This is a genomic window from Flavonifractor sp. HCP28S3_F3, assembly GCF_052065355.1.
Classification (GTDB): Bacteria; Bacillota; Clostridia; order Oscillospirales; family Oscillospiraceae; genus Flavonifractor.
Map to the genome: position 1 here is coordinate 1 of NZ_JBQHUF010000038.1, position 677 is coordinate 677.

Sequence of the window (677 nt, forward strand, 5' to 3'; positions counted from 1 at the left end):
AAAAGCCTATGCGTGGACGATAGCGCAGGTGAAAAGTATTCTGAAAGAGGAAACCTATATCGGACACAGCGTCCACAATAAGCAGACCAACATTTCATTCAAAAACAAGAAGAAAGTACGCAAGCCAAAAGAGGAATGGTATCGTGTGGAGAACACCCACGAAGCGATTATTTCCGAAGATGTGTTCCGTCAAGTACAGGAGCAGATTTGCAACAGGCGCAGACGGCAGAAGAACGGCACAACACAGATATTTTCCGGGCTGGTAAAATGTGCGGACTGCGGCTGGTCGCTGGCCTATGGTATGAACAGCCAGAACAAAAATCCCTATGCCCACTACCATTGTAGCAAGTACGGGCAAGGATTGCACCAGTGTTCCATGCACTATATCCGCTATGATGTGCTTTACGCCTATGTCCTTTCCCGTCTGCAATACTGGTCTGTGCTGGCACAGCAGGATGGGGACAAACTTCTGAAACGGCTACTTAACGCCAGCGACAAGGAACGCAATACTGCAAGGAAGCGGCAGACAGCCGAACTGAAAAAGGCGGAAAAGCGCAAAGCAGAAGTAGACACCCTGTTTGCAAAAATGTATGAGGACTGGTCTGCCGGACGCATTACAGAATACAATTTCAATATGCTGTCCGAAAAGTATCAGGGCGAACAGCGAGAATTGGACG

The 677-nt window shown here is 48.3% G+C and carries 1 protein-coding gene; it reads left to right on the forward strand.

What is annotated here, in order from left to right; translation table 11 throughout:
* The coding region (locus ACTNB1_RS14825; protein ID WP_441170541.1) for a recombinase family protein at positions 1-677 on the forward strand (677 nt) is incomplete at both ends.